At 72.8% G+C, this 23746-nt stretch carries 22 protein-coding genes, 1 tRNA gene and 1 riboswitch; of the genes, 18 read left to right on the top strand and 5 right to left on the bottom strand.

Translation table 11 applies throughout. The features are described 5' to 3' along the window. The first annotated feature begins 25 nt into the window (after nt 1-25). Nucleotides 26-664 (top strand): helix-turn-helix domain-containing protein, encoded by a 639-nt coding sequence (locus ACFYYF_RS04400; protein ID WP_388771276.1) that lies wholly within the window; start codon nt 26-28, stop codon nt 662-664. Between the two features lie 29 nt (nt 665-693). Then, a complete protein-coding gene (locus tag ACFYYF_RS04395) occupies nt 694-810 on the top strand; it encodes a DUF6126 family protein (protein WP_037618597.1) in 117 nt (38 codons plus the stop codon). A 22-nt stretch (nt 811-832) separates the two neighbouring features. Here the strand turns inward: ACFYYF_RS04395 and ACFYYF_RS04390 are convergent, their stop codons facing one another. After that, nucleotides 833-1630, bottom strand: coding sequence for a tyrosine-protein phosphatase (locus tag ACFYYF_RS04390; RefSeq protein WP_361676144.1), 798 nt, complete (start codon nt 1628-1630; stop codon nt 833-835). 664 nt (nt 1631-2294) lie between these two features. After that, nucleotides 2295-2451: riboswitch (cyclic di-AMP (ydaO/yuaA leader) on the top strand. Between the two features lie 4 nt (nt 2452-2455). On the opposite strand from ACFYYF_RS04390, the gene ACFYYF_RS04385 reads away from it, so the two are divergent. Together ACFYYF_RS04385 and ACFYYF_RS04380 are read left to right on the top strand one after the other, a co-directional pair. Next, complete coding sequence (locus tag ACFYYF_RS04385; RefSeq protein WP_388771274.1) at nt 2456-3367, top strand: peptidoglycan DD-metalloendopeptidase family protein; 912 nt, start codon at nt 2456-2458, stop codon at nt 3365-3367. 272 nt (nt 3368-3639) lie between these two features. Then, the gene (locus ACFYYF_RS04380; protein WP_388771570.1) at nt 3640-4425 is read left to right on the top strand and encodes an SGNH/GDSL hydrolase family protein; all 786 of its coding nucleotides are present in this window, start codon (nt 3640-3642) and stop codon (nt 4423-4425) included. A gap of 152 nt (nt 4426-4577) precedes the next feature. On the opposite strand, the gene ACFYYF_RS04375 is transcribed toward ACFYYF_RS04380, so the two are convergent. The 3 genes from ACFYYF_RS04375 to ACFYYF_RS04365 all read right to left on the bottom strand — a co-directional run bounded on the left by ACFYYF_RS04375 (nt 4578) and on the right by ACFYYF_RS04365 (nt 8109). Further along, nucleotides 4578-5198, bottom strand: coding sequence for a TetR/AcrR family transcriptional regulator (locus ACFYYF_RS04375; RefSeq protein WP_388771272.1), 621 nt, complete (start codon nt 5196-5198; stop codon nt 4578-4580). 65 nt (nt 5199-5263) lie between these two features. Further along, complete coding sequence (locus tag ACFYYF_RS04370) at nt 5264-6445, bottom strand: Glu/Leu/Phe/Val dehydrogenase dimerization domain-containing protein (protein ID WP_361676135.1); 1182 nt, start codon at nt 6443-6445, stop codon at nt 5264-5266. Next, nucleotides 6442-8109, bottom strand: coding sequence for a 5-guanidino-2-oxopentanoate decarboxylase (locus tag ACFYYF_RS04365; RefSeq protein ID WP_388771268.1), 1668 nt, complete (start codon nt 8107-8109; stop codon nt 6442-6444). The genes ACFYYF_RS04370 and ACFYYF_RS04365 overlap by 4 nt, the downstream gene beginning before the upstream one ends. A 392-nt stretch (nt 8110-8501) precedes the next feature. On the opposite strand from ACFYYF_RS04365, the gene ACFYYF_RS04360 reads away from it, so the two are divergent. The 14 genes from ACFYYF_RS04360 (at nt 8502) to ACFYYF_RS04295 (ending at nt 21194) form a co-directional block, all read left to right on the top strand. Continuing rightward, nucleotides 8502-9719 carry an MBL fold metallo-hydrolase gene (locus ACFYYF_RS04360; protein ID WP_388771265.1) on the top strand — a complete coding sequence of 406 codons (1218 nt, stop codon included), beginning with the start codon at nt 8502-8504 and terminating at the stop codon, nt 9717-9719. Nucleotides 9720-10065: 346 nt separating this feature from the next. Continuing rightward, complete coding sequence (locus ACFYYF_RS04355; protein ID WP_388771263.1) at nt 10066-12159, top strand: ATP-binding protein; 2094 nt, start codon at nt 10066-10068, stop codon at nt 12157-12159. Between the two features lie 86 nt (nt 12160-12245). Then, nucleotides 12246-12680 carry a roadblock/LC7 domain-containing protein gene (locus tag ACFYYF_RS04350; RefSeq protein ID WP_328445767.1) on the top strand — a complete coding sequence of 145 codons (435 nt, stop codon included), beginning with the start codon at nt 12246-12248 and terminating at the stop codon, nt 12678-12680. Continuing rightward, entirely contained in the window at nt 12677-13054 is a 378-nt protein-coding gene (locus ACFYYF_RS04345; protein WP_361676122.1) for a DUF742 domain-containing protein, read from the top strand. Before ACFYYF_RS04350 ends, ACFYYF_RS04345 begins: the two co-directional genes overlap by 4 nt. Beyond that, a complete protein-coding gene (locus tag ACFYYF_RS04340) occupies nt 13032-13631 on the top strand; it encodes an ATP/GTP-binding protein (RefSeq protein ID WP_388771260.1) in 600 nt (199 codons plus the stop codon). Before ACFYYF_RS04345 ends, ACFYYF_RS04340 begins: the two co-directional genes overlap by 23 nt. After that, the gene (locus ACFYYF_RS04335) at nt 13628-14215 is read left to right on the top strand and encodes a GAF domain-containing protein (protein ID WP_388771257.1); all 588 of its coding nucleotides are present in this window, start codon (nt 13628-13630) and stop codon (nt 14213-14215) included. Before ACFYYF_RS04340 ends, ACFYYF_RS04335 begins: the two co-directional genes overlap by 4 nt. Before the next feature lie 382 nt (nt 14216-14597). Then, complete coding sequence (gene tdh, locus ACFYYF_RS04330; protein ID WP_361676113.1) at nt 14598-15626, top strand: L-threonine 3-dehydrogenase; 1029 nt, start codon at nt 14598-14600, stop codon at nt 15624-15626. 19 nt (nt 15627-15645) lie between these two features. After that, nucleotides 15646-16839, top strand: coding sequence for a glycine C-acetyltransferase (locus ACFYYF_RS04325; protein ID WP_361676290.1), 1194 nt, complete (start codon nt 15646-15648; stop codon nt 16837-16839). 81 nt (nt 16840-16920) lie between these two features. Further along, complete coding sequence (locus tag ACFYYF_RS04320; RefSeq protein ID WP_388771253.1) at nt 16921-17826, top strand: LysR family transcriptional regulator; 906 nt, start codon at nt 16921-16923, stop codon at nt 17824-17826. A 49-nt stretch (nt 17827-17875) separates the two neighbouring features. Beyond that, the gene (locus ACFYYF_RS04315) at nt 17876-18448 is read left to right on the top strand and encodes an XRE family transcriptional regulator (RefSeq protein WP_361676107.1); all 573 of its coding nucleotides are present in this window, start codon (nt 17876-17878) and stop codon (nt 18446-18448) included. Beyond that, complete coding sequence (locus tag ACFYYF_RS04310; RefSeq protein ID WP_388771567.1) at nt 18448-18981, top strand: GNAT family N-acetyltransferase; 534 nt, start codon at nt 18448-18450, stop codon at nt 18979-18981. Before ACFYYF_RS04315 ends, ACFYYF_RS04310 begins: the two co-directional genes overlap by 1 nt. 88 nt (nt 18982-19069) lie before the next feature. After that, entirely contained in the window at nt 19070-19429 is a 360-nt protein-coding gene (locus tag ACFYYF_RS04305; protein WP_388771251.1) for an MmcQ/YjbR family DNA-binding protein, read from the top strand. Nucleotides 19430-19575: 146 nt separating this feature from the next. After that, on the top strand, nt 19576-21063 hold the full coding sequence (locus tag ACFYYF_RS04300) for an MFS transporter (protein WP_388771249.1): 1488 nt from the start codon (nt 19576-19578) through the stop codon (nt 21061-21063). 57 nt (nt 21064-21120) lie between these two features. Beyond that, nucleotides 21121-21194, top strand: a tRNA-Pro gene (locus tag ACFYYF_RS04295). A gap of 103 nt (nt 21195-21297) precedes the next feature. Here ACFYYF_RS04295 and ACFYYF_RS04290 read toward each other — a convergent pair. Then, the gene (locus ACFYYF_RS04290) at nt 21298-23448 is read right to left on the bottom strand and encodes a SpoIIE family protein phosphatase (RefSeq protein ID WP_388771246.1); all 2151 of its coding nucleotides are present in this window, start codon (nt 23446-23448) and stop codon (nt 21298-21300) included. Between the last annotated feature and the right edge of the window lie 298 nt (nt 23449-23746).

Raw genomic sequence — 23746 nt, 5'->3', positions numbered from 1 at the left:
GGTAAATCTTTGGCTCAATGGTTCCATGAGCCAAGCCGATCCAGGGGCGGTCGACGAACCGTCCGCCGAGCTGCACGCCGTGGGGCCCCGGCTGCGCGCCCTGCGCCGCGGTGCCTCCCTGACGCTGGAGGCCGCCGCCCGCGCCGCCGCGCTCTCGCCCGCCCATCTCTCCCGGCTGGAGACCGGGCAGCGCCAGCCCTCGCTGCCGATGCTGCTCACCCTGGCACGTGTCTACGGTACGACGGTCTCGGAACTGCTCGGCGAGGCGGTCCCCGAACGTGACGCGGTCGTACGGGCCGCCGACATGGAGGCGGCCCCCGCGGGCGGCTGGACCTACTGGCAGGCGGGCTCCGCGGGCCGCGGCATGCAGGCCCTGCGCGTACACGTCCCCTACGGCTCGCAGGGCGACATCGTGCGCGTCCACCCGGGCGAGGAGTGGCTGTACGTCCTCAAGGGGCGGCTCCGTCTGCGCCTCGGGGACACCGCGCACGTCCTCGAACCGGGGGACAGCGCCCACTTCGACTCGATGACCCCGCACCGCATCGCCGCCGCCGAGCGCGACGGAGCCGAGCTCCTCTTCGTACACACCCTGCTGCAGAGCCCCGTCGCCGCGCTGTGCCTCGGCCCGGCGGCGGGCCACCCCACTCCGGGAGAGACGTCATGACCGAACCCACAGAACCCCGCCGGCGGTCCATGGAGGACAGGTTCCCGCGCGCCCTGTGGGTGCGGCTGATCATCTACGTCGCCGTCGGCCACCTGTTCGCGGCCTTCATCTACCTGCTCTTCACGCTGGGCGCGCAGAACCAGTAGTGACCCGGCAGCGGCGCGCGGCTCAGTCCAGGAGCCGCGCGCGCAGCCGCTCCCGCAGCTCCGGCGTGAGCCCCAGTCCCTGTTCCAGATATGCCTCGACGCTGCCCCAGGTCTCCTCGATCGTTTCGAAGGCGGCGGTCAGATACTCGGCGCGCGCGTCGAACAGCGGGCTGAGCAGTTCCATCACCTCGGGGGAGTAGGCGCCGGCCGAGGAGCCGTTGCGGTGGACCTTGTAACGGCGGTGCGTGGCGTTCGACTCCAGGTAGTCGGTCACGATCGCCTCGCGCTCGACCCCGAGGGCGAGCAGGGTGACCGCGATGGACAGCCCGGCGCGGTCCTTGCCCGCCGCGCAGTGCATCAGCGCCGGCACGCTGTCGTCGGCCAGCGCGTGCAGCACCTGGGAGTGCTCGGCCGTGCGCTCCCTGATGATCGTGCGGTAGGAGTTGATCATCCGGTTCGCGGCCTTGCCGTCGCCGAGGAGTCCGCGGAGCTGGTCGATGTCGCCGTCGCGGACCATCTTCCAGAACTCGCTGCCGTCCGCCGGGTCGCTCAGCGGGAGGTTCACGTTCCGCACGCCCGGCAGCTCGACGTCCGGTCCCTCCAGCTTCTGGTCCGCGGCGTTGCGGAAGTCGAAGATCGTGTGGAGGCCCAGGGAGGAGAGGAACGCGGCGTCCTCCTCCGTGGCGTGCGCGAGGTGACCGCTGCGGAACAGATGCCCGAAGCGCACTCGCCGGCCGTCCGCGGTGGGCAGTCCGCCCACGTCGCGGAAGTTCCGCACTCCGCCGAGTTCGGGCTCGGTCGACGGGACCTGCTGCGTCACGGGGGCTCCTCCCATTCGGCCGCCGGCGTCGCCGGGCTGGACTCGGCGCCGCTCGTCGGCAGTTGTACCGGCTCGCGCTGTCGACGATACGACATGGGTTCCCCGGGCAATGAGTTGTCCACAGGCGCCTGCTTCCGGACGGATACGCCCAGGAGGGAGCGTTGCGCTGGATGTCGATCGAATGTGTGTGCGATTCATGTGCGATTCATGTGCGGGGTCACCCGCCGGGCCGGACGTGCCTTTCCGGTCCCATGGGCATCGCGGGGCAATTGTTGCTAATTCCGGCATCGGGGTGCGCCGTTTTGCGATTCGTCCGACATGGAGATCCCGATGTGCCGGATATCCGCTCACGTCGCATCTGACTGTTCTGTCCGAATAGGCACCTTCATTACAACTGGCCCTGGAATAAGGCACCCTGGGGCGAGTCGCGTGAGGAGCGTCATATTCGTGACGATGCGTTGCCGTCCCGTTTTCTCAACCCGCCCGGATTTCCTGGCGGGTTGAGGGGACCGGAAGATCGTCACTCCACGGAGGGTTACGGCGATTTCAGCATGGATCAAGAAAGGCGAGCGCACAGAAACCGCCCATAGTTGTCGACGCGCTCTCATCTCGCTTACGTTCTGCCTCAATCCGGACGGACGCCCAATCCTGCCGCCGCCCGGCATCCGCACACTCACCCGTACACGGCAGGAGCGGGGGACCCACAGGTTCCGTGCCTGGTCCGGTCTCCGGAACAGGCTAGGGGTACAGCCGCGCAGAGCGCGGCCGGGCATCTCCAGCCCGCACCCGACAGCTCACCCCGCAGGCGCCGGAGAGGAATTCGTCATGCCCGCGAAGGGTAAGCACCGCCGTCCCAAGTCCCTGCGTTTCACCCGCTCGATCGCCGTGGCCGGAACCGGTGGCGCCGCACTCGCGCTGCCCCTGATGGGGGCCACGGGCGCCCACGCCGCGACCCCGGCCGCCGCCGTCGCGCAGCATGTCGAGAAGGCCGCGACCGCCGCCCCCGCCGAGAAGTCCGCCAAGACCGCCACGTCCGCCAAGGCCAAGACGTACGCGGTGAAGCGCGGTGACTACCTCTCGAAGATCGCCGACGAGCAGAACGTCGGCGGCGGCTGGAAGAAGATCTACGCCGACAACCGCTCCGCCATCGGCAGCGACCCGTCGCTGATCCACCCCGGTCTGAAGCTGTCGCTCGGCAAGAAGGCCGCCCCCGCCGCCCACTCGGCCACTCAGTCGTCCGCCAAGGCGGCCACCTCGGCGAAGCCCGCCCAGGCGACCCCGGCCGCCGACACGGCCCCGTCCGCCACCCCCTCCACCGCCGGCTCCTCCGGCTACACCCTGCCGGTCGACAGCAGCACCGTCGGCACCGGATACAAGGTGGCGGGCAGCATGTGGTCCAGCGGTTACCACACGGGCGTGGACTTCGTGGTCCCGACCGGCACCACGCTCAAGTCCATCGCCGCGGGCACCGTCGTCTCCGCGGGCTGGGGCGGCGCCTACGGCAACCAGGTCGTCATCCAGCACGCCGACGGCAAGTACTCCCAGTACGCCCACATGTCGTCCCTGTCCGTCTCGGCGGGGCAGACCGTGACCGAGGGGCAGCAGATCGGCCTCTCCGGCGCGACCGGCAACGTGACCGGCCCGCACCTGCACTTCGAGATCCGCACCACGCCGGACTACGGCTCCGACGTCGACCCGGTCGCGTACCTGCGCTCGCACGGTGTCGCCGTCGGCTGACACCCCCCACTCCTCCTGCTCCTGACGGCAGGAAGATCTCCGAAGGCCGGACCCCATGATCCCCTGGGTCCGGCCTTCGGTGTTCCCCGGCTCGGGCCTCGGGTCGATCGCTGCTTCAACATCCTTGGCGCGGACCCTATTCCGGAGTTGACCAACGCTTGACGAGTGGCCTATCTCACCGCCCGTCAACCCCTCCCTACGGTCGCGTAGCTCACATCGAAAGGTGAATCATGCTCGATGTGGCAGACGATTCGAAGAGTGACAACAGATCAGTGATCGGGTCGTACGTGGCGGTGGGGGACAGCTTCACCGAAGGCGTCGGCGACCCCGGGCCCGACGGAGCCTTCGTCGGCTGGGCCGACCGGTTCGCGGTACTCCTCGCGGACCGCAGGCCCGAAGGCGATTTCGACTACACCAACCTCGCGGTGCGCGGCAAGCTGCTCGACCAGATCGTCGATTCCCAGCTCCAGAGGGCCAAGGAACTGAGCCCGGACCTGGTCTCGTTCTGCGCCGGCGGCAACGACATCATCCGCCCCGGCACCGACCCCGACGAGGTCGCGGAGCGCTTCGAGCGCGCGATCGCCGACCTCACCTCCGCCGTCGGCACCGTCATGGTGACGACCGGCTTCGACACCCGTGGCGTTCCCGTGCTCAAGCACCTGCGCGGCAAGATCGCCACGTACAACGGCCATGTGCGGGCCATCGCGGACCGCTACGGCTGTCCCGTCCTCGACCTCTGGTCCCTGAAGACGATCCAGGACCGACGGGCCTGGGACGGCGACCGGCTGCACCTCTCGCCCGAGGGGCACACCCGGGTGGCGCTCCGCGCCGGGCAGGTGCTCGGCCTGGAGGTGCCGGCCGACCCGGACCAGCCCTGGCCCCCCCTCCCGCCGCGCGGCACGCTGGAGGTGCGCCGGGACAACATCCAGTGGGCGCGCGAGTATCTGGTCCCCTGGATCGGGCGGCGGCTGCGCGGGGAGTCCTCGGGCGATCACGTCTCGGCCAAGGGAGCCCTGTCCCCGGACGACATCAAGCTGCGCATCGAGTCGGTGGCCTGAGGGATCCGGGACGGGCGCCGCCGCGCCGGTTCACGGGGCTGGAGCGGGCGGGCACGAGTGCGGGGCCGGAGCGGGCGCGCGCGAGTGCGGGGCCGGAGCGGGCGAGGACGAGTGCGGGGCCGGCATCACGGTGGCCCCGCGCTCTCGCGTCCTCAGCGCACCGCCGCCATCAATGCCTCGCGTTCCAGGCCCAGTTCGCGGGCGAGCGCCTCATCGACCCATTCCTGGGTGCGGGCTCGCGACACCGCGCCGGAGTACGCCGTCATCTGGACCGCCAGTCCGTCCAGCAGCGCCGTGAGCCTGAGGACCGCGCTCGTGGGGTCCGGGCAGCGGAACTCGCCGGCGGCCACACCCTCCGCGATCACCTCGGCCATGGCGGCCTTCCACTGCCGGTCGAGATCGCGGGTCACCTCGCACAGCGCCGGCTCGCGCAGGGCGACCGCCCAGCCCTCGATCCACAGACGCCAGCCCTTGGCCTGACCCGTCGGGGCGTACCAGCGCACGGCGGCGCGCAGGCGGCGCAGCGCCGTCGTGCGGCGGCCGAGCAGTTTGCGCAGATGGGCGAGGTCGTCCTCGGCGGCGTGGGTGAACGCGGCGGCGACCAGCTTCTCCTTCGTCGAGAAGTGGTACAGCACCAGCGCGTTGCTCACGCCGAGGGCCGAGGCCACGTCGGCGATCCGCACCGCCGCGACGCCCCGCGCCTCGATCTGTTCGACGGCGGCCCGCAGCAACTCCTCGCGCCGCTCCGCCACGCTCAACCGGACTCTCGCCACGCGGCAACCCTACACAGCCCTTTCGGCGGAGGCCCGGCCGGAGCGGGTAGGACCGGGTACGTCCCTCAGCGGTACCAGCCGAACCGCTCCGCGATGACCGGGAGCCGGTCGGTGACGATGGCGTGGGCGGCGGCCCGCGGGGTCGTGCCGTCGGCCTCCGCGCGCGCGAGCGTCCGGTCGATCAGGGCCCGCATGGAGCGCCGCGTGTGGGTGAACGCCTCGTCCGCGTCGGCGCCGATGTCGCCGAACAGGGTCCACCACCACCAGGCGTTCGTACCGGAGTTGACCACGACGTCCGGCAGGACGGTGACCCCGCGCGCGGCGAGCAGTTCCTCCGCGTCCGCGAGGACGGGCATGTTGGCCGCCTCGATGATCCAACGGGCCTTGATCTCATGCTGGTTCGCCGTGTCGATCGCGTACGAGACCGCGGCGGGCACCAGCACCTCGGCGTCGGCGGACAGCCAGGCGTCACCGGGGAGTTCGCGGTCGGCCGGGCGCAGCACCGCGCGGTCGACCGTCCCGTACGCGTCGCGTGCCGCGAGCAGTGCGTCGACGTCGAGGCCGTCCGGGTTCGCGATGGTTCCCTTGACGTCGGCGACGGCCACGATCCTGAGGCCCGCGCGCGCGAGGAAGCGCGCGGTGGCCCCGCCCATGGTGCCCAGTCCCTGTACGGCGACACGTGTTCCCGCGTACGGCGTGCCGGCCCGGTCCAGCGCGGCGAGCGCCGACTCGGCGACCCCGCAGCCGCCGACCAGTTCGTCGAGGCCGATGCCGTCCACCTCGACCGCGAAGGCGTCCGCGAGCCGCTTCCGGGCCGCCGTCTCGTCGTCGAGCAGCGGGTACACGGCCTGGATGGAGGAGACGAGGCCGGCCTCCTCGGCGGCCCGGTCGACCAGGTCCTGGCTGAGCCCGAGATCCTCGCCGGTGGTCCAGAAGCTCTCGATGTAGGGGCGCATGGCGCGCAGGTAACGCACCAGCAGTCCGTACGCCACCGGGTCCTGGGGATCGCAGTCGATCCCGCCCTTGGCGCCGCCCAGGGGGATGTAGCGCCCCTCGGGGTTGTAGTGCAGGGCCTCCTTCATGGTCATGCCGCGGGCGAGCCCGGCGACCTCCTCCAGCGTGCAGCCGGGCCGCATCCGCAGACCGCCGCTGGAGACACCCCGCACGAGCCGGTCCACGACGAGGAACCCGGGACGGCCGGTGACATGGTCCGTCCAGGTGAGCGTCATCAGGGGGGCGGCGGTCATCGGTTCTCCTCGGGGACGACGATCAGGGTGGGGCCGGGGGTGCGCAGCGCCTCGGCGAGCGCCGCGCCCAGCTCCTCCGGGCTGTGCGCGTACGTGCCCTGTCCTCCGTAGGCGCGGGCCAGGGCGGGCAGGTCGACCGGAGCGAGGTCGACGCCCGTGGGCGTGTCGCCCCGGGCGGCCATCTCGTCGCGGATCTCCCCGTAGCCGCCGTTGTCGAAGACCACGACGGGCAGCGGGAGGCGGATCTGTACCGCGGTCGCCAGTTCCTGCACGGTGAACTGGAGGCCGCCGTCCCCGCTGAGCGCCACGACCTCCCGGCCGGGGCACGCCGCCTTGGCTCCGATCGCCGCGGGCAGAGCGTAGCCGAGCGTGCCGTAGCCGGTCGGGTGAAGATAGCGGCCCGCCGGGCCGAGCGGGAGGTGGGGGAGGGCTCCGTAGTAGCAGCACTGGGCGCTGTCCGAGGTGATCACGGCGTCCTCGGGGAGGACGGAGCGCATCGCCCGCAGGTACGGGATCCAGCGGGCGTCGCGCCCGGCCGTCTCGGCGTTTCGCGCGGCCCGCAGTTCCGCGGCCCGCCGGAGGGGGTCCTCGTCGGGCACGCGCGCGTTCGGGGGTTCGCCACCGGGTCCCTCGGCGGCGCCGGGCACGCGCGCGTGCCCGGTCGTGGCGCCCGGTTCCCCGACGGCTGTGAGCAGCGCGGTCAGGGACAGCAGCGCGTCGCCCACGACCGCGACGTCAGCGGCCGGTCCCGCGTACATCTGGTCCGGGTCGACGTCCACGCGGATCAGCGTGCCGTTCAGGGCGGGCGGCGCCGACCAGAAGTCGGACTCGGCGAGCTCGGTGCCCACGGCGAGTACGGCGTCGCGTCCGGTGAGCCAGTCCCGGACCGCGGGGCTGTGCAGCGACACGCCGAGGGCCAGCGGGTGGGTCTCGGGGACGATGCCCTTGCCGTTGGCCGTGGTCAGGACGGGAGCGCCGAGCCTCTCGGCGAGGGCCAGGACCGGGGCGGCCGCCTCGCGTGCTCCGCCGCCGGCCACGAGCGCCGGACGGCGGGCCTCGCGCAGCGCGTCGGCGGCCCGCGCCACGGCGAGGGGTGCCGGGGCGAGGGGGACGGCGGCGGGGGCGACGCGTGCGGGACCCGTCTCCTCGGCGGCCTCCAGCAGATCGAGGGGGATCTCGATGTGCGCGGGACGGGGCCGGCCGGTGCGGAACAGGGTGAAGGCGCGCGCGACCGCCGTGTCGATCTCGGCGACCGAGGACACCCGGTGGCTGAACGCGGCCACGCCCCGCAGGGCCTCCGTCTGGCTGCGCGTCTCGTGCAGCAGACCGGTCGCGAGCCGCGGGTGGCGCAGGGGCATCCCGGGGGAGACGACGAGCAGCGGCACACTGTCGGAGTAGGCCTGGCCGACGGCGGCCGCGGCGTTCAGCAGGGCGGGTCCTGTCGTGGTGAGCACCACACCGGGGCGCCCGGTCACGCGCGCGTAGCCGTCGGCGGCGTATCCGGCGCCCTGCTCGTGGCGCGTCAGGACGTGCCGGACGCCGTACGCGGACAGGTGGCGGTAGATCTCCAGGTTGTGCGTACCGGGAATGCCGAAGGCGCGGGTCACGCCGTGTCCGGACAGGGCGCGGACGACGGCCTCGCCTCCGGTGAGCATCTCGCCCATCACACGCTCCGCACGGCGGTGACGTCACGCCCGAGGGCGTACACGGCGTACACGGCGTGCACGGCCGCGGCCGTTTCGGCGGGGAGGTCGGACACGGTGTGTCTCCAGACGTGGACGGGCCCGCGCGGTTCTCGGGCCGCCGGGACGCATGCTCTCTACTGAATCACGAGTCAGTATCGGAAGGCGTGCCGGGTCGTGTCAACGCGCGGGACCGGCGTGGCCGCGGGGGCGAGGCGTCCAGATCGGCTCCCCGGAGCGGAAGAAGCGGGGGTGCGGCGGGGTTGGCACCTGTGGAACCAGGGCCACGGACCTCGCGTTGTGACCGGGTGACCCGGCGCTGTCCGAGGCGACGACCATAATGAAAGCCTGACCGACTCCATCTGGAGGTATCCGTGACCGGTTTCCGTACCCTGAGCTCCGGGCTCCGCGCGCTGCGGCCCGCCGCCTTCGGCGCGGATCCGGCTGGTGCGCGCATGCGGCGCATCCGCAATTCGCCGAACTTCGCGGACGGAGTCTTCCAGAACCCCGAGACCGCCCGTACCCGCCCCGACGGCTCGATGGTGGAGTTCGCGAAGGTCTACTTCCGCAGTGAGGAGCGGGCCCACCGCTCCCCGGCCGGAACCGTCCCCGTGCACGCGACGACCCTCGCCGACCTGGCCAGGCCCGCCGCGACCGGGCTGCGGCTCACCTGGATGGGGCACTCCAGCGTCCTCGCGGAGATCGACGGCCACCGTGTGCTGTTCGACCCGGTCTGGGGCGAGCGCTGTTCCCCGTTCGCCTTCGCCGGCCCCAAGCGGCTGCACCCGGTTCCGCTGCCGCTCGCCGCGCTCGGCCCGGTCGACGTCGTGGTCATCTCGCACGACCACTACGACCACCTCGACATGCCCACGATCAAGGCACTGGGCGGCACGGACACGGTGTTCGCCGTACCGCTCGGCGTCGGAGCCCACCTGGAGCACTGGGGCATCGCGGCCGAGCGGATCCGTGAACTGGACTGGCACGAGTCGACCAAGGTCGGCGGGATCACCCTGACGGCGACACCGGCGCGCCATTTCTGCGGGCGCGGCCTGCGCAACACCCAGCACACGCTGTGGGCCTCGTGGGTCGCCGAGGGCGACGAGCACCGGATCTACCACAGCGGCGACACCGGCTATTTCCAGGGCTTCAAGGAGATCGGCGCCGCCCACGGCCCCTTCGACGCCACGATGATCCAGATCGGCGCCTACAGCGACTTCTGGCCCGACATCCACATGACCCCCCAGGAGGGGATGCGCTCCCACCTGGACCTCCAGGGCGGGACGCCCTCCGGCGTGATGCTGCCGATCCACTGGGGGACCTTCAACCTCGCCACGCACGCCTGGGCCGACCCGGGCGAGGGCACGCTGGCCGCTGCCCGCGCGACCGGATCGCGCGTCGCGCTGCCCCGCCCCGGAGAGCCCTTCGAACCCACCGCAGAGACCGTCCCCTCCGAGCCGTGGTGGCGTGGTGTCGCCCGTGCGCCGAAGGGCGGCTGGCCGGCCGTCGAGGAGACCGTGATCGATACGCCGGGTGACGTCGCCGGCGACTCGGCGGAGGACACCGGAGAGCCCGAAACGGTGCCCGCGGGCTGATGCACCGATCGGACGCGAGGGCCGGGGAGCGCCATGCTCCCCGGCCCTCGCTGTTTACCTGCGACCGCTTGTGACCAGCTCTGATCGGATGCGGAGTCCGGTGCGAACGCGTGTCCGACCGGGTTATCGGTCAGCCGTACGACGCCTCATACCAGAGCGGGAAGCCACCCGGGGGAGTTTGTCAACAGCCCACCGCACATGATGCGTTGGCGACTACTGTCAGTTGCCGACGGGCGACGCAGGGCCGATTTTTTCGGCTCTCTCGACCGGCACCGCGACGGCGCACACCCGAGTCGCGGAACCACGGGAGCTCCACGCCCCCGACGCATCCAGTACGAGGACGCCGATGTCTCACCTCCGCGCACCGGCCGCACGCGCAGACCGCCGCGAGGGCGGGCGGCACGGCAGACCGGCCGCCCGCGCCACCTCGGCGCAGCCCGAGACCCACCTGCGCCACCAGCTCCTGCGCCTCGCGGTCCTGCCGCCGACCGCCGTGGCCCTCAGCGCGTGCGCCGCCGTCCTGTTCACCGTCCGCTCCACCGGCGCCCGGCCCGGCCCCGTCCTGTGGACCGTCCTCGCCGGAGCGGTCGGCGTGGCCCTGGCCGGCATCCTGATCGCCGCCGTGGCCGCCGACCGCGCCGCCACGTCCGTACGGGAACGCATAGGAGCCCTGCGCCGCACCAGCGCCCGCACCGAGACCGACCTGCGCGCCGTCGTGGACGGGCTGCGCCGGGGCGAGGACCCGCCCGCGCGCAGGAAGCGCCGCCGCCCGCCAGCGGACGCCGACGACTTCGAACTGCTGGCCGCCGACCTCTCCCGCGCCCACGACGGCGCCGTCGCGGCCGTCGTGCAGGCCGCCCAGCTCTCCAGCCGCGCCGACAGCGACCAGAAGGTCGAGGTCTTCGTCAATCTGGCCCGGCGTCTTCAGTCCCTCGTGCACCGCGAGATCTCCATCCTGGACGAGCTGGAGAACGAGATCGAGGACCCGGACCTCCTCAAGGGGCTCTTCCACGTCGACCACCTGGCCACCCGCATCCGGCGCCACGCGGAGAACCTGGCCGTGCTCGGCGGCGCCGTCTCGCGCCGGCAGTGGAGCAACCCCGTCTCCATGACCGAGGTGCTGCGCTCCGCGATCGCCGAGGTCGAGCAGTACTCGCGGGTCAAGCTCGTGCCCCCCGTCGAGGGCACCCTGCGCGGCCACGCCGTCGCCGACGTCATCCACCTCCTCGCCGAACTCGTCGAGAACGCCACCGTGTTCTCCGCCCCGCACACCCAGGTGCTGCTGCGGGTCGACCTCGTCACCTCGGGCCTGGCCATCGAGGTGGAGGACCGCGGCCTCGGCATGCAGGCCGCCGAGCAGGACCGGATGAACGCCCTGCTCGCCGACCCCGACCAGGTCAATGTCGCCGGCCTCCTCCAGGACGGGCGCATCGGCCTGTTCGTCGTCTCGCAGCTCGCCCGCCGGCACGGCATCCACGTACGGCTCCAGAGCAACATCTACGGCGGTGTCCAGGCCGTACTCGTGGTCCCGCAGGGCCTGTTGGGCTCGGCACCGGACGCCGCCGAGGATGTGAGCCCGGACCGGGCGACGCCGATCGCCACGAACGGCGGGCCCCGGCCGGCCCTCGGCCCCGGGACCACGCACACGCCTCCGGCACCCGTCCCGGCGCTCCCCGGTGGCCGCCCGGCGGCTCCCGCGGTGCCGCGGCAGGCGCCGCGCGAGTTGTCGCGGGAACCCCTGCCCGGGCCCGCACGACGGGAACGGGCACCCGGGCGCGGCGCGGACGCGCCGGCCGGGGCGCGCGGTGCCGGACCGCTCCCGGTGCGCGGAGCCCGTACCGAACGGCCCAATCCCGCCGAGGCACTGCCCGGCATCCGCCCCGAGGACCGGCCGATCGCCGCCGAGAACGCGGCCCTGCCGCCCACCCCGCGCACCGGAGTCGTCCGCGGCACCATGGGCAAGCCCAACCTGCCCAAGCGGCGCGCCCAGGAGCACCTCGTCCCGCAACTGCGCGAAGGACAGGCGCCCCGCCCGGACACCGCGCACCACGTCGGGCACGACCCGGGGCTCATGGCCGCCTTCCAGCGCGGGATCGGACTCGCCGAGGCCGCCCGCACGGAACCGGCGGACCGGCAGCGGCCGGAGCCGGCCCGGATTTCGTCGCCGGCGGCCCGGCCGGTCGCCCCGGCCTCCTTCCCCGACCGGGCGCGCCCGGAGGCCCCGCGCGGGGACGGCGCCGTCCGGGCCCGGGGCGACCTGACCGAGGGCACCCCCCACGACGGCCCCGACCCCCTGGACGTACCCCGGGAGGACGGCACACCGGCCGCTCACCCGGGCGGGGCGCGCCCGACGCACGCACCGGCACGGCAAACGGCCCGCGATCCCGCGTCCGGACACGACGGCACCACCCGGCCCGACGGGAGCACACCGGCCGGATGACCATCTCCACACCCAGCACCCCCGCACCCAGCACTCCCACCCCCACCGCTCCCGCGGACCTTCGTACCTCAAGGAGTCGATCCCCCATGGCGAGCGATGCGCCGACCGGCCACGTGTCCGACCTCGACTGGCTGATGAGCGGCCTTGTCCAGCGCGTACCCCACACCACGAGCGCGGTCCTGCTCTCCAGCGACGGGCTCGTGAAGTCGGTGCACGGCCTCGACCCGGACAGCGCCGACCACATGGCGGCGCTCGCCTGCGGCCTCTACGCCCTCGGACGCAGCGCGGGCGTGCGCTTCGGGGACGGCGGAGAGGTGCGCCAGGTCGTGGTCGAACTCGACTCGACCCTGCTGTTCGTCTCCACCGCCGGCTCCGGCACCTGTCTCGCCGTGCTCGCGGGCCGGGAGGCCGACGCGGCCGTCCTCGGCTACGAGATGGCGATGCTGGTCAAGAGCGTCCGCCCCTACCTGGTCACCGCGCCCCGGCAGCACGCCGTCGAACCGTCGGCGATGAGGTCTTGAGCGCGGCCGCGGCCGGTGACGGGCCCTGGCTCGACGACGCGGCGGGGCGCCTCGTGCGCCCCTACACCGTCAGCAACGGCCGGACCCGGCCGAGCACCGCGCTCGACCTCCTCTCCCAGGTCATGGCCACCGGAGCCACCCCTCTCGGCCACCTCGGCCCCGAGCACGCCCAGGCGCTCGAACGCTGCCGGGCGCCCGTCTCGGTCGCCGAGGTCGCCGCCCATCTGAAGCTGCCGGCGGCGGTCACCAAAGTGCTGCTGTCGGACCTCGTCGACTGCGGGGCGCTCACCACCAAGCCCCCTCGGTTCCACCACAACCCCACTGACCGGTCCCTTCTGGAGGCAGTGCTCGATGGACTACGACGACAGCTCTGACCTGTTCCCCACCGCGCTGAAGATCCTGGTGGCGGGAGGGTTCGGGGTCGGCAAGACGACGTTCGTCGGAGCGGTGAGCGAGATCGCGCCGCTCAGCACGGAGGAGCTGCTGACCACGGTCAGCGCCTCGACCGACCGGCTCGACGGGATCGAGAACAAGGTCGAGACGACCGTCGCGATGGACTTCGGCCGCATAACCCTGGATCCGGAACACGTGCTCTATCTGTTCGGCACCCCCGGACAGGAGCGGTTCTGGTTCATGTGGGACGAGCTCTCCGACGGCGCGCTCGGCGCGGTCGTCCTCGCCGACACCCGGCGTCTGGAGGACTGCTTCGCCGCCGTCGACTTCTTCGAACAGCGCGGTCTCGCGTTCATCGTCGCGGTCAACGAGTTCGACGGCTCGTACCGCTACGACCCGGCCGAGGTGCGCGCGGCCATCGACCTCGACCCCGCGATCCCCGTCGTGTGCTGCGACGCCCGGATCTCCAGCTCGGGGGTGCAGACCCTGCTCACACTGGTCCGGCACCTCCTCGCCCACGCGCCCGCCCCCGCCCCGAGCCATGGAGCCCGTACATGACGTACGACCCGCCGCGGACGGCCGGTCGTCTGCTGCTGACACCGCAGGACAAGGACGCTCCCGCCCGGGTGCGGAGACTGCGCCGGCTGGGCCTCGGGGAACGCTCCGAGCCCGCCCTCGACGCCTTCGCGGACCGCCTCGCGCAGGTCGCGGCGGCGCCGTACTCGATGGTCAACTTCATCGACGAGCAGCAGCAGTTCTTCGCGGGTCTGCACACCCCGGACGGCGGGGCCCGGGGCGGCAGGCTCCCGGCCACCCTGGACGGCGGCGAGCTCGAACTGGGCCGCTACATGGCCCGGGACCACGGCTTCTGCCCGCATGTCGTCGTGCGCCGCAAGGCACTCGTCCTGGAGGACGTCTGCGACTACCCGCGCTTCGCCGGAAACCCGGTCGTCGACGAGTTCGGCGTGCGCTCCTACCTCGGTGCCCCGCTGCTCGACCGCAGCGGCATCGCCCTCGGCACGATCTGCGTCGTGGACGTCGAGCCGCGGCCCTGGGGGCGGGCGGGCCTGGAGACCATCAAGGCGATGGCGGCCGAGCTGACCGGGCAGCTCGAACGGCGGGAAGAGGTTCACGGGATCTGACGACGCGCCGGGGCGCGGGTCCGGCCCTGTCGGCCGCCCGGGACCCATCCTGTGACGTATGCCGGGACCCACCCCCGATGTCCGTGACGAGCCCCCGTGGAACGGGGGTGCCGCATGCCCACGTAGCCGTGCCTGACGTCACCGTCCCCCACGTCGCCTCCGCGCCTCCGTGCCTCCGTGCCGCTCCGGCGGCCCGCCGACCGGCCCCGGGACGGGCCGGGAGATCGCGGGCGTGAAGGAAAGCTGGGGCCGCGCTTAAGAAATCCTCGATGGACCCGGGGCGCCGACGTACGGCAGATTCCTGGGTGAACACACCCCTCTCCCCGGTACGGGCCGCTTCGTCGTGCCCCTTCCCGGGACCTCACGCACAGGAGCCGTACGAGTGAAGGCGCTGGTCAAGGAGAAGGCGGAGCCCGGACTCTGGCTCACGGACGTCCCGGAGCCGCAGGCCGGCCCCGGGGACGTACTGATCAAGGTTCTCAGGACCGGGATCTGCGGCACCGACCTGCACATCCGCAACTGGGACGGCTGGGCGCAGCAGACCATCACCACGCCCCTCGTGCTCGGCCACGAGTTCGTCGGCGAGGTCGTCGAGACCGGCCGCGACGTCACCGACATCAACATCGGCGACCGCGTCAGCGGCGAGGGCCACCTGGTCTGCGGCAAGTGCCGCAACTGTCTCGCCGGACGCCGCCACCTCTGCCGTGCCACCGTCGGCCTAGGCGTCGGCCGTGACGGCGCGTTCGCCGAGTACGTCGTGCTGCCCGCCACCAACGTGTGGGTGCACCGCGTCCCCGTCGACCTGGACGTCGCCGCGATCTTCGACCCGTTCGGCAACGCCGTGCACACCGCGCTGTCCTTCCCGCTGGTCGGCGAGGACGTCCTGATCACCGGCGCCGGACCGATCGGCCTGATGGCCGCCGCCGTGGCCCGCCACGCCGGCGCCCGCAACGTCGTCATCACCGACGTCAGCGAGGAGCGCCTGGAACTGGCCCGCAAGATCGGCGTCAGCCTCGCCCTCAACGTCTCCGGCTCGACGATCGCCGACGGCCAGCGCACCCTCGGCCTGCGCGAGGGCTTCGACATCGGCCTGGAGATGTCCGGCCGCCCCGAGGCGATGCGCGACATGATCGCCAACATGACCCACGGCGGACGGATCGCCATGCTGGGCCTGCCGTCGGCGGAGTTCCCGGTCGACTGGGCCCGGATCGTCACCTCCATGATCACGATCAAGGGCATCTACGGCCGCGAGATGTTCGAGACCTGGTACGCGATGTCGGTGCTCCTGGAGAGCGGCCTCGACCTCATGCCCGTGATCACCGGCCGCTACGGGTTCCGGGACTTCGAGGCGGCGTTCGACGACGCGGCCGGCGGCCGCGGCGGCAAGGTCATTCTCGACTGGACCCTCTGAGGACTCTAAGGAACTGATGATGTTCGACTCCGTCCGTGACGACCTGCGCACCACCCTCGACGAGATCCGCGCCGCCGGGCTGCACAAGCCCGAGCGGGTCATCGGCACCCCGCAGTCCGCGACCGTGAACGTCACCGCGGGCGGCCGCCCCGGTGAGGTCCTCAACTTCTGCGCGAACAACTACCTCGGTCTCGCCGACCACCCCGAGGTCGTCGCCGCCGCCCACGCGGCGCTCGACCGCTGGGGCTACGGCATGGCCTCCGTGCGCTTCATCTGCGGTACGCAGGAGGTGCACAAGGAGCTGGAGGCGCGGCTGTCCGCGTTCCTCGGCCAGGAGGACACGATCCTCTACTCCTCCTGCTTCGACGCCAACGGAGGTGTCTTCGAGACCCTCCTCGGCGCCGAGGACGCGGTCATCTCCGACGCCCTCAACCACGCCTCGATCATCGACGGCATCCGGCTGTCCAAGGCGCGCCGCTTCCGGTACGCCAACCGCGACATGGCCGACCTGGAGGCGCAGCTCAAGGAGGCCTCCGGCGCGCGCCGCCGTCTGATCGTCACCGACGGCGTCTTCTCGATGGACGGCTACGTCGCCCCGCTCGACGAGATCTGCGACCTCGCCGAGCGTTACGACGCGATGGTCATGGTCGACGACTCGCACGCCGTCGGCTTCGTCGGCCCCGGCGGCCGCGGCACCCCCGAGCTGCACGGGGTCATGGACCGCGTCGACATCATCACCGGCACCCTCGGCAAGGCCCTCGGCGGCGCCTCCGGCGGTTACGTCGCCGCCCGCGCCGAGATCGTCGCCCTGCTGCGCCAGCGGTCCCGCCCGTACCTCTTCTCGAACACGCTCGCCCCGGTGATCGCCGCGGCCTCCCTGAAGGTCCTCGACCTGCTGGAGTCCGCCGACGACCTGCGCGTCCGGCTCGCGGAGAACACCGCGCTGTTCCGCTCCCGGATGACCGAGGAGGGCTTCGACATCCTCCCCGGCGACCACGCGATCGCCCCCGTCATGATCGGTGACGCGTCCGTCGCCGGCCGCATGGCGGAGCTGCTCCTGGAGCGTGGCGTGTACGTGATCGGGTTCTCCTACCCGGTCGTCCCGCAGGGCGCGGCCCGTATCCGGGTCCAGCTCTCGGCGGGTCACTCCACCGAGGACGTGAACCGGGCCGTCGACGCCTTCGTGGCGGCGCGGGCGGAACTCGACGCCTGACGGTGGGCACGCGCCCCCCACGCCGGGGGCGCACACCGGCCGATGGCCGGAAATCACGTGTGACCTGAGAGAATCGGTCGCATGATCGAAGCGCGGCGGCTCCACATCCTCCGTGCGGTGGCCGACCACCGCACGGTCACGGCGGCGGCCGCCGCGCTGTATCTCACGCCCTCGGCGGTCTCGCAGCAGCTCACCGCCCTGGAGCAGGAGACGGGCCACCGGCTCGTCGAGCGCGGCGCCAAGGGGGTACGGCTCACACCCGCCGGCGAGATCCTGCTGAGCCACACCAACGCCGTGCTGGCCCAACTGGAGCGCGCGGAGGCCGAGTTGGCCGCTTACAGCGCAGGCTCGGCCGGTACGGTCACCGTGGCCTCCTTCGCGACCGGCATCGGTCTGGTCGTGGCCCCCGCCCTGGCCCGCCTCGCCGTCACCTCGCCCGGCATCCTCGTCCGCGTCCAGGACGCCGAGGGCGACGCCAGCCTGCCGATGGTGCTGGACCGGCAGGTCGACATCGCGGTGGCCGTCGAGTACCGCGGCGCACCGGACGCGGACGACCCGCGCCTGACGCACGTCCCGCTGTACGCCGAGCCCTTCGACGCGGTCGTCCCCGTCTCCCACCGGCTGGCCGACGTCGAGGAGGTGCCCCTCGCCGAGCTGGCCAAGGACCCCTGGATCGGCCCGTACCCGGGCAACCCCTGCCATGACGTGGTCGTCCTGGCCTGCGAGAACGCCGGATTCCAGCCGCGCCTCGAACACTCCTCGGACGACTTCCGTGCCGTCGTCGCCCTCGCCTCCGCCGACGCGGGCGTCGCCCTGGTGCCGCGCTCGGCGCTGCGGGGCATGGACCTCGCGGGCGTGGTCGTGCGTCCCGTGGACGGCGTGGCCCCCACCCGCCGCGTCTTCGCCGCCGTGCGCCGCGGCGCCGAGGACCATCCGCTGATCCGGCCCGTCCTGGAGGCGCTGACGCAGGCGGCCACGGTCGACTGAGCCCGCCTGGCCCGTAGACTGCTCCCGGATATGGGATAGCATCCCGAATATGGGAAGCGACGATGATGCCGAGGTCGATGTCCGGCTCGGGGCGCGGCTGGCCGAACTGAGGGCCGAACGGGGCTGGACCCTGGGCGAGTTGGCGGAGCGCAGCGGGATCAGCAGATCGACCCTGTCCCGTGCGGAGCGTGCCGAGATCAGCCCCACGGCCTCCCTCCTCAACCGCCTCTGCCACGTGTACGGGCGGACGATGTCGCAGCTGCTCAGCGAGGTCGAACGGGAGTCCGCGCTCCTGGTCCGCGCCGCCGAGCAGACGGTGTGGACGGACCAGGCCTCCGGGTTCGTCCGGCGATCGGTGTCGCCGCCGCACGCGGGACTGCGCGGCGAACTGGTGGAGGGCCGGCTCACGGCCGGCGCGGACATCGCGTACGACCGGCCTCCCGTGCCCGGCCTCGAACAGCACATCTGGGTGCTCGACGGCAGCCTCGACGTGACCGCGCAGGACGCCGAGCACCGTCTCGACGCCGGTGACTGTCTCCGGCTGCGGGTGTGGGGGCCGACGCGCTTTCGCTGTCCCGGCCCCGCGGACGTGCGGTACGCGCTGGCGGTGGTGCTGCCGTGATCACCGTCAAGCGCCTCGGCGCGGCCGAACTCCACGCCGGAGCCGACGAATTGGCGGGCCTGCTCACCGACACCGTGGACGGCGGCGCCTCGATCGGATTCCTCGCCCCGCTCGGCCACGCGGCGGCCCTCGCCTGGTGGCGCGAGCGCGCGGACGAGGTCGCGGCCGGTCGTCACGCGGTCTGGACGGCCCATGTGGACGGCCGGCTGCTCGGCACCGTCGCCCTCGCCTTCCCGGACAAGCCCAACAGCCGACACCGCGCCGAACTCGTCAAGCTGATGGTCCACCGCGACGGCCGCGGACAGGGCGTGGGCCGTACGCTCCTCGCGGCCGCCGAGACGGCGGCGGCCGCCGCCGGGATCACCCTCCTGCATCTGGACACCGAGACCGGCAGTCCCGCCGAGTCGCTGTACCTCTCGGCGGGCTGGACCCGGATCGGAGCCATACCGGACTACGCGGCGGCACCGTCGGGCGAGCTGCGCCCGACGACGATCTTCTACAAGCGGCTCGGAGCGCTCGCCGACGGCTCCTGAGGTCGGGCTTCGCCGCGTCGATGCCCGACGGCTCCTGACGTCGTGCTTCGCCGCGTCGATGTCAGTGGCGTTGGCTACCGTGCGTCTCATGCCGGATGCCGAAGACGTACGCCGTATCGCCCTCTCCCTGCCGGACACGACGGAGAAGATCGCCTGGAGCATGCCCACCTTCCGGGTCGCGGGAAAGATGTTCGCCACCCTGCCCGAGGCGGAGACCTCCATCGCCGTGCGCTGTCCGAAGGAGGAGCGCGACGAACTGGTCCTGGCCGAGCCGGAGAAGTTCTGGATCGCCGACCACGAGGCCGGCTTCGCCTGGGTCCGCGCCCGGCTCTCCGCCCTGGAGGACGACGACGAACTCCGCGCCATCCTCGCCGACTCCTGGCGCCAGGCGGCCCCGCCCCGGCTCGCCGACGCCCACCCCGAGCTCGGCCTGCCGTCCGCCGACTGAAACGGCCCCTGCGCCGGCGGTGCCCCGTGGCATGATCCGCGTCGGGAGTGATCCGGAGCCGTACTCGATCCGGAGCACGGGGACGCGGCGTGGCGCGTACGGCTTCGTGGGGGAGCCGTCGGGGCAGGGGGAGGGGCACGAGAGGCATGTCCAGGACGTCATCCGGCGAGGAGCCGCCGGACGGAGTGCCGTGCGACGACACGGTGACGAGCCACCCGGCGGACGGTGGCCGGGATGGGGAAAGCGACGTCGGCGGGGACGGCGCGGACGCACGCGGTCCTGAGGCTTCCGGGAGGCAGGGCCCGGGCCGGGCCCGGGGCGGTCCGCTCGACGGACGGCGGAGCCGGCCCGTCTGGTCGCGGGACTTCGCCCTGTTCTTCGTCGCGCGGGCCCTCGCCCGGCTCGGCGAGACCATGCTGCCGGTGGCGCTCGCCGCGGGACTGCTGCGGTACGGATACGGAGTCGGAGCCGTCGGCCTCGCCATGGCCGCCTCGGCCGCCCCCTTCGCCGCGCTGGTCGTCTTCGGCGGAGTGATCGCCGACCGCTTCAGCACCCGCAAGCTGATGATCGGCGCAGACCTCGTACGGCTCGTGGCCCAGGCGATCGCCGCGGCCCTCTTCTTCGCCGGTCACGTGGTCCTCTGGCAGGTCTGTGTGATCGGCGCGGTCAACGGCGTGGCCGGTGCCGTCTTCCAGCCCGGCGTCGCCAGCACCGTCCCGCGCCTGGCCGCCGACATCCAGGGCGCCAACGGGGCCATCCGGATCGCCGAGTCCGCCGCCCAGCTCGCCGGTCCCGCCCTCGCGGGCATGCTGGTCGCGTTCGCCTCCGCCGGAGGGGTCTTCGTCGCCCACGCCGGCACCTACGCGCTGAGCGCCCTGTGCCTCGTCCTGCTCCGGCTGCCCCCGGCACCGCCCGGAAGCCGGCCCCACAGCGCCGGCTTCCGGGCCGATCTCGCCGAAGGCTGGCGGGAGTTCAGATCCCGAACGTGGCTGTGGGGCGTCATCGTGATCTGGTGCGTCTACATGATCTCCGTCTGGGGTCCGACCGTCCCCCTGGTGGCGACCGAGGTGGTGCGGGCGCACGGCCCGCGCGCCTACGGCCTGATCAACTCCGCCCTCGGCGCGGGCACCGTCGTCGGCGGGCTCCTCGCCCTGCGGCTGCGTCCGCGCCGCATGCTGCGCGCCGGGTCCTTCGCCCTCCTGGCCTTCGCCTGCTTTCCCGCCTCCGTGGGGGCCGGGTTCGGTGTGGCGGCCGTGTCGGGGTGCGCGGTGATCGCCGGAGCGGGGACCTCGCTCTGGGGCGTGATGTGGGCGACGAGTGTGCAGACGCAGGTCGCCCCCGACGTCCTCAACCGCATCCACGCCTACGACGTCGCGGGCTCCCTGGCGATGCTGCCCGTCGGCCAGGCGCTCGCGGGGCCCGCCGCCGCGGCCCTCGGCGCCGACAACGTCCTGCTCGTGGCCGGCGTCATGTCCCTCGTCGTCTGCCTGGCCCTGCTCTCCGTGCCCGCGATCCGGGACCTGGTGCGGGTCGACGGCCCCGCGTCCCGGTCGCCGGGCACCGCCGCCGTACCGCTCGAACACGCTGTCCGGCCACCCGGCCCGCGCAAAACGGGTGCGCGACCACCGGTGTGAGTGCGGTATTGTTTCCGTGCGCGTCCAGCCAGGGGAAACCCCAGGTCAGACGGGCATCGGGACGTGGCGCAGCTTGGTAGCGCACTTGACTGGGGGTCAAGGGGTCGCAGGTTCAAATCCTGTCGTCCCGACTGGAGTCTTCTCCGTAGTCGCAGGTCCGAGGCCGTCCTCTCATCCACGAGAGGGCGGCCTTCGGCGTCTCCCGGGTGTCCCCGCGACCCGCGCCCGCACGTCCTACGGTGTCCCCGCTCCGACCGGTGCCTGCTCCTGCGGCATCGAGGCCGGAGGAGACGGTACGAGTTCCTGTTCGGCCCAGATCGCCTTGCCCCGGCTCACGCCCCGGACACCCCAGCGGCGGGTGAGCTGCGCGGTGATGAACAGCCCGCGCCCGTTCTCGTCCGTGTCCAGCGCCCGGCGCAGGTGCGGGGCGGTGCTGCTGTCGTCGGCGACCTCGCAGGTGAGGGTGTCACCGAGGATCAGGCGCAGCCGGATCGGGCCCTTGGCGTACCGGACGGCGTTGGTCACCAGCTCGCTGACGATGAGCGCGGTGTTGTCGACGAGGTCGGGGCCGACCTCCCAGTCGGCGAGCTGGGCGCTGATGGTCTTGCGTGCCAGGGAGACGATCGCCGGGTTGTTGGGGAAGGTCCAGACTCTGGTCTGGTCGGGGCCGAGCGCGCGGGTGCGGGCCAGGAGCAGGAAGGCGTCGTGCTCGAGCCGGTCGGCGACCAGGTCGAGGGCGAGGGAGTCGCACAGCCCCTGCAGGGAGGGGCCGGGCGCGGCGTCGGCGATCCTGCTCGGCAGCGACCGCTCCATGGCCGGCGGATCGGCCAGCAGGGCGGTGTTGTAGAGCATCAGGGTGCTGCCCGCGGGCAGGGCCCGTTCGGTCGCGCGGTAGTCGGCGATGCCCTGGCCCAGCGGGGGGCCGGGGGCGACGTCGAGGGTCTCGACCTGTCCGCCCGGGTGGAGCAGGAGGGGCGCCGGGTGTCCCGCGCTCGCCGCCGTGCACAGGCGGGTGGCCGGGTCGTAGACGACGTAGAGACAGCTCGCCGGAGCGCTGTCGGAGGCGGGGAGGCCCGGCATGCCGGCCGGGACCGGCTGGGGGCGGCTGGCGAGGTCGTGCAGGCGTTCCAGGATCTCGTCGGGTGGCAGGTCGAGGTCGGACAGCGCCTCGATCGCGGCCCGCAGTTCGCCCATGGCCGCGGGATCGGCGGCGTCCGCCTCCGCGGACGTGTCCCCGGCGACGAGCGCGATCCTGGCGCCGGACAGGGGGATGACGTCGAACCAGGCGCCGCCCGTCCCGGCGGGCAGGTAGGTGTGGGCGAGGTCGACGGCGGCGGCCCTGGGCGTCTCGGGAGAGGTGAGCCGTCCCGTGAGGATGCGGGCCGTGGAGCGTTCGCGTCCGTACTGGCGGGCGTTGTCCAGGCAGAGAGCGGCGTGGGTGGTGAGCTGTTCCGCGAGGGCCAGGTCCTTGTCGTCGAACGGGGCGGGATTGCGCCACCGGTAGAAGCAGGCGAGTCCGAGCACCAGGCCCCGGGCCCGGATGGGGACGAGCAGCATGGAGTGCACGCCCACGGCCAGGATCCGGGCGTCGCGCCGCCGGTCCGCGTCCAGCCAGGAGGCGTCCGGGTTCAGCCGGCTGATCAGCCGGGGCGCCAGGGTGTCCAGGGCGGCCCGGTAGGGCGTGGCCGGCGGATAGGTGGTGATCTCGCCCATCTTGGGCACGCCCTGGTACTCGGGACCGGCCGCGGAGCGGAACCCGGCGCGCCGCAGCGCCGCCCCCTGGTCGCGGGACTCCGGAGTGGGCGCGTGGCCGCGTACGACGGTGTCGTAGACGTCGACGGTCACGGTGTCGGCCAGACGGGGGACGGCGAGGTCGCTGAACTCCGCGGCGGTGCGGAACACGTCCAGCGTCGTACCGACCCGGGTGGCCGCCTCGTTCAGCAGACGCAGATCCGCCTCGGCCCGGGCGCGGGCGGTGACGTCGGTCAGCGCGGCGGCGACCCCGAGCACGGTTCCGTCGGCGCGCTGGAGCCGGAGAACCGTGGCCGAGACGACCGCGTCGACCGTGGGCTCACGCCGGCTGCGCAGCCGGAACGCCAGGTCGAACACGGGACTGCCGGACTCCAGCACCCGCCGGGCCGTCCGCTCGATGACACCCCGGTCGGAGACGTCGAAGGCCAGGAGTATCTCGGACAGGGAGCACCCGATCATGCGGTCGATCGGGAAGTCGCGCATCATGCGCGCGGCGGTGTTCACCCGTACGAGCCGCAGGTGCCGGTCGTAGATGTGCAGACCGGCCGGAGACCGGGAGAACAGCGCGTCCAGGAGCGCGTCACCCAGCTCCTCGCCCGCCGAGTCGGCTTTCGAACCGTATCCATCCGTCACGACGGAACACCTCGATGAGTCGGCAACGATCGCTCAGACCGATCCAACCCCCGCCGACGGGCTCCTGCCACCGGAGCAAGGCCGCCGGGAGGCGTGAGGAGGCCGCCGCGCGCGGCGCCGCGGGAGGGCCGGCGCCGCGTCGCGATCCCGGCCAGGGCCGCCGGTGGCCGAGAAAAACGCTTGGACCGCGTGGCCGCCGCCGCGGGATTATGCAACCTCTTGCCTTCCCATGTCCGGACATCGACGCCCGGGGAACCGAGGCGGCGCGGGGCCCGGACGGTGCGGCGGGCAGCCGTAC

It is taken from the genome of Streptomyces sp. NPDC001914, from assembly GCF_042891215.1.
Taxonomy (GTDB): domain Bacteria; phylum Actinomycetota; class Actinomycetes; order Streptomycetales; family Streptomycetaceae; genus Streptomyces.
The sequence above is the reverse complement of the archived record's forward strand: the minus strand, read 5'-3'. Positions and strand labels throughout refer to the sequence as shown.

Coding starts and splice junctions, on each gene's coding strand:
- ACFYYF_RS04400 (WP_388771276.1), top strand. CDS start 26: ATGAGCCAAGCCGATCCAGGGGCGGTCGACGAACCGTCCGCCGAGCTG.
- ACFYYF_RS04395 (WP_037618597.1), top strand. CDS start 694: ATGGAGGACAGGTTCCCGCGCGCCCTGTGGGTGCGGCTGATCATCTAC.
- ACFYYF_RS04385 (WP_388771274.1), top strand. CDS start 2,456: ATGCCCGCGAAGGGTAAGCACCGCCGTCCCAAGTCCCTGCGTTTCACC.
- ACFYYF_RS04370 (WP_361676135.1), bottom strand. CDS start 6,445: ATGACCGCCGCCCCCCTGATGACGCTCACCTGGACGGACCATGTCACC.
- ACFYYF_RS04365 (WP_388771268.1), bottom strand. CDS start 8,109: ATGGGCGAGATGCTCACCGGAGGCGAGGCCGTCGTCCGCGCCCTGTCC.
- ACFYYF_RS04355 (WP_388771263.1), top strand. CDS start 10,066: ATGTCTCACCTCCGCGCACCGGCCGCACGCGCAGACCGCCGCGAGGGC.
- ACFYYF_RS04350 (WP_328445767.1), top strand. CDS start 12,246: ATGGCGAGCGATGCGCCGACCGGCCACGTGTCCGACCTCGACTGGCTG.
- ACFYYF_RS04340 (WP_388771260.1), top strand. CDS start 13,032: ATGGACTACGACGACAGCTCTGACCTGTTCCCCACCGCGCTGAAGATC.
- ACFYYF_RS04335 (WP_388771257.1), top strand. CDS start 13,628: ATGACGTACGACCCGCCGCGGACGGCCGGTCGTCTGCTGCTGACACCG.
- ACFYYF_RS04325 (WP_361676290.1), top strand. CDS start 15,646: ATGTTCGACTCCGTCCGTGACGACCTGCGCACCACCCTCGACGAGATC.
- ACFYYF_RS04320 (WP_388771253.1), top strand. CDS start 16,921: ATGATCGAAGCGCGGCGGCTCCACATCCTCCGTGCGGTGGCCGACCAC.
- ACFYYF_RS04315 (WP_361676107.1), top strand. CDS start 17,876: ATGGGAAGCGACGATGATGCCGAGGTCGATGTCCGGCTCGGGGCGCGG.
- ACFYYF_RS04305 (WP_388771251.1), top strand. CDS start 19,070: ATGCCGGATGCCGAAGACGTACGCCGTATCGCCCTCTCCCTGCCGGAC.
- ACFYYF_RS04300 (WP_388771249.1), top strand. CDS start 19,576: ATGTCCAGGACGTCATCCGGCGAGGAGCCGCCGGACGGAGTGCCGTGC.